The sequence below is a fragment of the Chloroflexus sp. genome, assembly GCF_056331925.1.
In genome coordinates this window covers 1-8,219 of record NZ_JBWGQH010000047.1, presented here as the reverse complement: position 1 = coordinate 8,219, position 8,219 = coordinate 1, and the positions used below count along the sequence as shown (strand labels likewise).

Here is an 8,219-nt window from a genome sequence, read left to right as displayed (position 1 = left end):
AGTGGAATGGGCCTTATCACCATTTTCATTTTTTACCCGTTCCGCTCCTGTCGCTAATGGTAAAAGCCACCAGTCAGAACGCATTTGCTTTTCATCGTTCAACCCTTTCATCGCGTAATAGTTGAACGTATATGTTGCATCTTTGCCGGTACTTGCCCAAATAAGGGTTTCATGGGCATTGGTAAAACGGACACCACGAAAATTAGGCATCGGATTTATTTTTATCCAGATAACATCATTAAGGATCCAGAACCCTAAATCCTGCATAATGGCCCCAACTCGAAAGATATTATGGTACGTTCCAATAACCCAAATGGTGCCGGTCGGTTTCAAGACTCGCTTACAAGCCGTTAACCACGTTTGAGTAAACTCATCATATGCTTGCATCGACTCGAACTTGTCCCAGTCGTCAGCTACAGCATCAACTTTCGTCATATTTGGTCGATGTAGTTCGTTTTGTAGCTGTAAATTATAGGGGGGATCAGCAAAAATAAGATCAATGGATTTTTCTGGTAACATAGTAAGTATTTCTACGCAGTCGCCTTCAATAATCTGATTTAAAGGTAGTGTCATAATTATTACTCCAAACCATACGTATGAGGCGATCCAGTTCTCGGAACGTGTGGTTTATACCAAGGGGTGTCTGACAATACCGAATGCATTTCGGCCGGTGGCGATCTTGTCCAGTTTCGCTTTTCAACGTCACTCGTCGAACAACCAAGAGTCATTGTCGTTAGTCTTTCGCCATGCCACGCCAAGACTCGTTTAGGATGTACGTAGATATACGGTGACCCTTTGTCAATCTGATACTTTTGTTGGAATGTCCTATCCAAGATATTCCTTAAGTTAGCGTACATTATAGCATACCGCTTCAAGCGCTTCTGTTGCCAATCACGCCCCCTATCATTTCGAGCGCAGCGCGAAATCTTCGTTACTCGCCTGTATCCGCAAAAGGGAGCCGAGGGATGCGGGCCTTACACCCACCTCACATCGTTGTCATAGGGTAGAAGGATGAGGGACCTCACGCAAAGGCGCAGAGAAAAACACCTCCTCTCCCGCTGTGCGGGAGAGGAGGCTGGGAGGTGAGGGCCACAAAACCATCTTACGTAATTGCCACCGTCGCTTTCTGCTTGGCCTTTTCTTCCTCGACCAGTACGCGGCGCAACACCTTGCCGACCAGCGTCTTGGGCAGCTCGGTGCGGAACTCGACCTCGCGCGGCACCTTGTATGGGGCAAGGTGCAGCTTACAGAACTCCTTAATCTCTTCAACCGTCGGCTGCTCACCCGGCTTCGGCACAATAAATGCTTTCACCGTATCATCACCGCGCTGCGGATGTGGAATGCCGACGACCACTGCCTCCATCACCTTGGGGTGCATGAAGAGTACTTCCTCGACATCGCGCGGCAGCACCTTGAGACCGCCGACGTTGATCATATCCTTCTTGCGATCAACGATGTAGAAGTAGCCGTCTTTATCGACGCGGGCAATATCGCCGGTATGCAGCCAACCATCAGCATCAATGGTTTTCGCCGTCTCGTCAGGTCGTTGCCAATATCCCTTCATCACCTGTGGTCCGCGCACGCATAGCTCACCGGTCTCGTCGCTTCCCGGCTCAATCTCACGACCGGTATCGAGATCGATAACCTTTGCCTCGGTGTCGGGCAATGGGATACCGATACTACCGGCACGCCGCTCACCAAAGACCGGATTGCAATGCGTCACCGGGCTAGCCTCGGTCATGCCAAAGCCCTCAACGAGGCGACCACCGGTCAGTTGGCCGAACTTCTCTTGCACATCCATTGGCAATGGCGCCGATCCGCTAATACACGCTTTCACACTACGCAGATCGTATTCGTTAACCTTCGGATGGTTGATAATGCCAATGTACATCGCCGGGACACCGGGGAAGAGTGTGCATCGCTCGCGCTGAATAACCGTCATGACATTGTCGATAGGGCGTGGGCTAGGCACGATGACAATCTCAGCTCCGATGTGGATGCTGTACAGCATTGCCACTGTCATGCCATAAACATGGAAGAAGGGGATCGCCGCCATCATCTTTTCGCCACCGGGCTGGCCGCGCGTCAGCCAGGCTGCTACCTGTACGGTGTTCGCGACGAGATTGCGATGGGTTAACATCGCCGCCTTGGGGAGACCGGTCGTTCCGCCGGTGTATTGGAAGAGCGCAATCTCGTCGGGAGTCAAGTTCACCTTCGGTGGGGTAGGGCCATATTTTTCGAGCAGGTGTTGGAAGAAGAAGATGTCCTGCTCAGGCATCACATCAACCCACTCCGGCGTCTTCTTCTGCGAACTCTTTACCAGAAAGTTTGAGGGAAAACCAAGAGTGTCGAAGATATGGGCTACGATCACCCGCTTCACCGGCGTCTCGGCACGTACTTCGCGTAACCGCGGCCAAAACAAATTAAGCAGCACAATCGTCTCAGCGCCTGAATCGTGCAACTGGTGCTGCAATTCGCGCCCGGTGTAGGTTGGGTTTGTATTCACCACAATCGCACCCAACCGCATACACGCAAAGAATGTGATAATGTAATGCGTCGAGTTGGGTAACATCACCGCCACTCTATCCCCTTTGCGCACCCCGAGCTGGTAGAGCGCGGTGGCCATTCGATCTACTTTTTCGTTCAACTGCCGATACGTTAACTTACCGCCAACTGTGAATCGTCCACCGAGCAGATAGCGTAAGACGAAATTGGTTGCAGTATGGTCGGCATACGTCTTGGCGCTGTTGCTCAGCATGTCGCTGAGCGTGATCTCAGGATACGTCAGCGATTTCGGCACACCCGGCTCGTAGTACGACAACCAGATCTTGTCCAAATTGCACCTCCTTGTGCGCCCTCTACCGATCGGGGAGATCAACAGATGAGCTGTCTAACTGAGCGGTGAAGGTTATAGTCTTCACCGCAATTCCTTACCATACCCTACACATCATCGCGGAGCCAGCCCCGCTCGCGAGCAATAAACTTAATGGTTGCGTCGTCAGGTGGGTACAGACCTGCTGCCTGATAGGCATAGGCTAATAATGCTGCACCACCGATCAGGCCGATAATCAGCCCTAGAAGAAAGGTAAAAACGCCGAATACCTGTTTCATAGAACCTCCCCGTGCCTATTCCCATCGAGATTGGGGAAATACGCTTCAATTGTACCATATTTTATCAGCCTTGGAAGTGAATCGGTTATAATAAAGGTGCTACCGCTCTGCTCTTTCCCAGCTTGTGTTTGCTAGCTACCTTCGTTCACAGCTTATTATCCTGGTTAGTACGCGATTGTTTGCACAAGGAGTTTTATCGATGGCTACAGTCAAGATGACGCGCGGTAAATTCGAGGGGATCAAAGCCTGTGCTGATGACAACGGTATTATTGCTGCCGCAGCGATGGATCAGCGTGGTTCGCTCAAAAAGGCGATTGCTAAAGCTCGCGGCGCCGATGCGTCAAGTGAGGATTTAACCGTGTTCAAGACGGCCGTTACTCGTATTCTGACCCGTTATGCGAGTGCGATTCTGATGGACCCAGAATACGGTTTGCCGGCAATTGCCCAACGTGCTCCAGGTACCGGTGTCTTGCTGGCCTATGAGAAGACCGGCTACGACGCCTCGGTGCGTGGTCGTTTACCCGACCTGCTCGATGTGTGGAGTGTGCGTCGCTTGAAAGAAGCTGGCGCTAACGCGATCAAGATTCTGCTTTACTACAATCCCTTCGATGATCCGGCTATCAACGAGATTAAACACGCCTTTATCGAGCGGGTAGGTGCCGAGTGTGCCGCGAACGATATTCCCTTCTTCCTCGAGCCAATTGCTTACGATGATACAGTCGGTGATGAAAAGAGCTTTGAATTCGCCCTCGTCAAACCGAAGTATGTGACCGCCTATATGGCAGAGTTCTCGAAACCGCAGTACGGTGTTGACGTACTTAAGGTCGAAGTGCCGGTGAATGTGAAATTTGTCGAGGGGATGCGGGTGTTTAGCGGTCAAAAGGCCTACAGCCGTGAAGAGGCGAAGGAGTATTTCCGGCAGGCTGCTGATGCTGCCCGCAAGCCGTTCATCTACCTGAGCGCCGGTGTATCCGACGAAGTTTTCCGTGAGACACTCGAACTTGCCGCCGAAGCCGGTACACCCTTTGCCGGTGTGTTGTGTGGTCGGGCGACGTGGCAAGATGGTATTCCGGTCTATGCCCAGCAGGGTCTGGCTGCCCTTGAGGCATGGCTTGAGGATCGCGGCGTTGCGAATATTACTGCACTTAACGAGACGCTGGCGAAAGGTGCGAAGCCATGGTGGACGATCTACGGCGGGCTTGAGAATATCGAGGTAGTGGATCTGCCGGTTGTAAGTTGATTGCCGATATTGGGGTGGGTTCCCGCTCTCACTAGGGCGGAAAGCCCTCGCCCCGTCCCTTCAACCCCAGCGGGGGTGAGGAGATGAGTGCTCACCGCCGAGGGCACAGAAAATGGTCATCACCCACAGATCTTTGCACCCTCGGCGTGCTTAGCGTCTTAGCGTCTTAGCGTTCCGTCGCTCTGCGCCTTTGCTCGCTTAGCGTCTTAGCGTTAACCGTCTTTGCTCGCTTAGCGTCTTAGCGTTAACCGTCTTTGCTCGCTTAGCGTCTTAGCGTTAACCGTCTTTGCTCGCTTTGTGCCTCTGCGTATGCCCTCACCTCCAGCCCCTCTCCTGCCGCAAGGAATAATCGCCCCTCTCCCGTGCCAGTGGGAGAGGGGACAGGGGTGAGAATCATCAGCCCGCGCCGCGGGCTTCGTCATGGTAGACCCTCTAGGGTTGGGTACTGCCGGAGCGTAATCAATCGCCACAAAAAGACTCAAAACACACAAACATATGTTGTTTTGTGTGGCTATCCAACCTGACCCCCTCTCCCGCCATGCGAGCGAAGGGACTGAAGTGAGGCTTACAGCCCGTGCAGTGGGCTTCATCATAGTTGCGCGGCTCTTCAGGATTCGACCTTAAATCAGCGGCAGCAGGGGATTTACAGTCCTACAATCCCCATTCCACCCTTGCCGGCCCGTCGTAGTCGCTCAATCGTATGCCAGCGTGGTGGAACCGGTACCCGCATCGGTGATATTCCTTGGGCAATCAGTCGCATCGAGTCGCGCCATCGCGCCGGTGGTTCAGATGAAGCTAGCGCAACGTGTGATACCTCTTCAGATAGTAACAAGGTTATCGCTGCAATTGCCGCTGCCGCCTCTTCTTCGGTTGGCGCGCCGGTGGTGATGTGCATCGTCGTGACTCCTCCATAATGACAGCGTCCTACTTAGAACCGTCGTAACAAGCGTTGTACCATCACCCGCTGTGCGGCCAATTCGCGTTCGGCAGGCAATGGTAATAACTCGGCTTGCTGACCGTACCGGCGCCGCAACGCCAGACCGATCAGGTGATCGGTCAGTTGCGGATTCTTCGGCAACAAGGCACCGTGCAAATAACACCCAAACGTATTGCGATAGACCGCACCGCCCCAACCGTCTTGCCCGTTATCGCCGTAGCCGGTCAAGACCTTGCCAAACGGACGTACTCGCGCACCATGAAATGTGCGACCGCTATGATTTTCAAATCCGACCAACCGTTGTGGTCCGTGCCCTAGATCAACCTCGATCACGATATTACCGATCATGCGCCGCTTACCGGCAATCGTATACACATCGAGCACGCCCAACCCGGGCAAGCGCTCGCCGGTGTGAGTCAGAAAATAGTGGCCGAGCAACTGGTACCCGCCGCAGATCGCCAAAAGCACCAACCCATCCTCAATCGCCGCACGCAATTCCGGCCCCTGCCGCTCGATCAGATCGGTGGTGATCAGTGCCTGCCCGCTATCCTGACCACCGCCAAAAAATGCGAAATCGACTGCTCTCCAATCGATGATATCACCCGGCTGAACAGGGATCACCTCTAGCTCGATACCGCGCCGTAGACAACGTTGACGCAACGCGATCACGTTACCACGGTCACCGTAGACATTCATATGATCGGGATAAAGATGAGCCAGGCATAGCGTAAAAGTCATACCGGTGTCTGTTCTGCTTTCATATCCGTACCAAATAATCCCCTTCACCGATCCACGTGTATGTAGTCAATTCTTGCAAACCCATCGGCCCACGGGCGTGCAGGCGGTTGGTTGAGATTGCCACCTCAGCGCCTAATCCAAACTGACCGCCGTCGTTGAAGCGAGTACTGGCATTCACGAACACCGCAGTTGCGTCAACTTCGCGGGTAAAGCGAACCGCGTTGGCCGGATCACCGGTCAAAATCGCTTCAGAATGGCCGCCGTACTGGGCAATATGATCGAGGGCTTCATCAATATCGCCCACGACTTTGATCGCCACGATCAGGGCCAGAAACTCACGGCCAAAATCGGCCGGTTCTGCCGGTCGCAACTGCCAGTTCTCGTGGCCGGGTGCGTCGGCAAGGATAGCAAGTGCTTCTAGATCGCAGCGTAGCTCAACATTGTACTCGGCTAACGTTGCTGCGACCATAGGTAAGAAGACCGGTGCTGCGGCGCGGTGAACGAGCAAGGTGTCGAGCGCATTGCACGCTCCCGGTCGCTGCACTTTGGCGTTGACCACGACCGGCACAGCACGGGCAAAATCGGCGCTTGGCTCGACATAAATATGACTAACCCCCATCCCACCCACGATTACCGGCACCGTCGCGTTCTCGACGCAAAACCGATGAAGGCTAACACCACCGCGAGGGATGATCATATCCACGTAGCGATCAAGCCGTAGCAACTGCCGCACCAATTCGCGGTCGGGATCGGTAATGCTCTGTACGGCAAATATCGGGAGACCGGCTTGTTCTAGTGCTTCGGCAATGACGGTCGTAGTGGCAGCCACGCTGCGCGCAATATCGCTCCCGCCACGGAGGATCACGGCATTACCGGCCTTGAGACACAGCGCAGCAATGTCAACTGTCACGTTGGGCCGTGCCTCGTAAATGGCGCCGATCACGCCGATTGGGACTCGCCGTTTGTACAAGCGCAAACCCGACGGCAATTCACGCCGGTCAAAAATCTCACCTACCGGGTCAGGTAATTCTGCCACCTTCCGGCAATCGTTGGCAATCGCCGCTAGTCGCGCTTCAGTCAACAGCATGCGATCGACAATCGCCGGCGGTGTGCCGGCTCGTTCGGCATCGGCTACGTCGGCCGCGTTTGCTGACAGAATTTCATCTTGGCGGGCCAATAACCCATCGGCAATTGCGTGGAGCGCCGCATTTTTCTGTTCGGTTGACACCTTCGCCAGCGTGCGCGCCGCCGTCTTCGCTCGCCGGCCAATCGTCTCGAGATCAATCATCGTGCGAACCTCCCCGATCCTGTTCATCGTAACGACGCCGTTCTGCCTCTAAATAGCGTCGGGCGCGCTCGAAGCGATCTTCCAGTTCTCCGCGTTGGTACGCTTGCCAGAGTAGCCACACTGCGATTAACACCAGCCCGCCGCCGATAACCATCAACGGTGTGAGCGCAGCCGGAATGGCATTGGCCGTAGCAACAACGACCATTGCCGCCGCTCCTAATCCCAACGCCCACTGCCGCCGCGAGCCGGCTGTGCTGCGCCGAGCCTGTACGACGAGTAGTACACCGATGATTAATGCCACAATTATCCGAATGCTGTCAAGGCTCATCGTGGTGTCCTGTGGTATGCGTCTTTGGCGGCATTGTACCACGCTCTTGGATTACGGCACGATGCTCGATACGCGCGAGATAATGCTTGCAGATTCGCAGAAGGAGGTAGATGTATAGGCTCGTTACACTCACAGGGGTACATCTCACTACACGCCGGATTATTGCCCATCCCGGCACCTCACATTCGTAGAGGCGTCTGTCGCTATGCGTTCGATGGTAAACAACAGCGCGGTATCATCAATTCGCGAAAGTACGCATCTCACCTTTCACTCTCGCCTGCACTCGGCTATCGCTCTCTGTTGAATTCACCTTCCACGAACGCCGCCCAGATTAACAAACCAACGACATGACAGTGCGGCGCTCACCATCCCACGGCCCAACAGCTCCCTTGTCATTTCGAGCGCAGCGAGAAATCTTGCCATCCGATGCACTCCGATGCTCCCCTTTTGTCCTTTCGAGCGGAGCGAGCAATCTGTCAATTCATCGCACTCCGATGCCACCCTTTTGTCCTTTCGAGCGGAGCGAGCAATCTGTCAATTCATCGCACTCCGATGCTCCCCTTTTGTCCTTTCGAGC

General features: G+C 54.2%; 8 protein-coding genes. 1 reads left to right on the top strand and 7 read right to left on the bottom strand.

Annotation, left to right across the window (positions count from 1 at the left end; genetic code table 11):
- The 3 genes from AC01ZF_RS17415 to AC01ZF_RS17405 all read right to left on the bottom strand — a co-directional run.
- On the bottom strand, positions 1-573 hold a 573-nt coding region (locus AC01ZF_RS17415), incomplete at its 3' end, for a DNA-methyltransferase (protein ID WP_476575541.1).
- 529 nt (positions 574-1,102) lie between these two features.
- Positions 1,103-2,836 carry a long-chain-fatty-acid--CoA ligase gene (locus tag AC01ZF_RS17410; RefSeq protein ID WP_424677492.1) on the bottom strand — a complete coding sequence of 578 codons (1,734 nt, stop codon included), beginning with the start codon at positions 2,834-2,836 and terminating at the stop codon, positions 1,103-1,105.
- Between the two features lie 104 nt (positions 2,837-2,940).
- Positions 2,941-3,111, bottom strand: a complete 171-nt coding sequence (locus tag AC01ZF_RS17405; RefSeq protein WP_015942037.1) for a hypothetical protein — start codon at positions 3,109-3,111, stop codon at positions 2,941-2,943.
- A 199-nt stretch (positions 3,112-3,310) separates the two neighbouring features.
- On the opposite strand from AC01ZF_RS17405, the gene AC01ZF_RS17400 reads away from it, so the two are divergent.
- Entirely contained in the window at positions 3,311-4,351 is a 1,041-nt protein-coding gene (locus AC01ZF_RS17400) for a tagatose 1,6-diphosphate aldolase (RefSeq protein WP_424677493.1), read from the top strand.
- Positions 4,352-4,994: 643 nt separating this feature from the next.
- Here the strand turns inward: AC01ZF_RS17400 and AC01ZF_RS17395 are convergent.
- The 4 genes from AC01ZF_RS17395 to AC01ZF_RS17380 are packed head-to-tail and all read right to left on the bottom strand — an operon-like array spanning position 4,995 to position 7,642.
- Positions 4,995-5,246 carry a hypothetical protein gene (locus AC01ZF_RS17395; RefSeq protein WP_424677494.1) on the bottom strand — a complete coding sequence of 84 codons (252 nt, stop codon included), beginning with the start codon at positions 5,244-5,246 and terminating at the stop codon, positions 4,995-4,997.
- A gap of 33 nt (positions 5,247-5,279) precedes the next feature.
- Positions 5,280-6,026 (bottom strand): type 1 glutamine amidotransferase, encoded by a 747-nt coding sequence (locus AC01ZF_RS17390; protein ID WP_424677495.1) that lies wholly within the window; start codon positions 6,024-6,026, stop codon positions 5,280-5,282.
- 19 nt (positions 6,027-6,045) lie between these two features.
- Positions 6,046-7,314, bottom strand: a complete 1,269-nt coding sequence (locus AC01ZF_RS17385) for a glutamate-5-semialdehyde dehydrogenase (RefSeq protein WP_424677496.1) — start codon at positions 7,312-7,314, stop codon at positions 6,046-6,048.
- Complete coding sequence (locus AC01ZF_RS17380; RefSeq protein ID WP_424677497.1) at positions 7,307-7,642, bottom strand: hypothetical protein; 336 nt, start codon at positions 7,640-7,642, stop codon at positions 7,307-7,309. The genes AC01ZF_RS17385 and AC01ZF_RS17380 overlap by 8 nt, the downstream gene beginning before the upstream one ends.
- Positions 7,643-8,219: the final 577 nt, after the last annotated feature.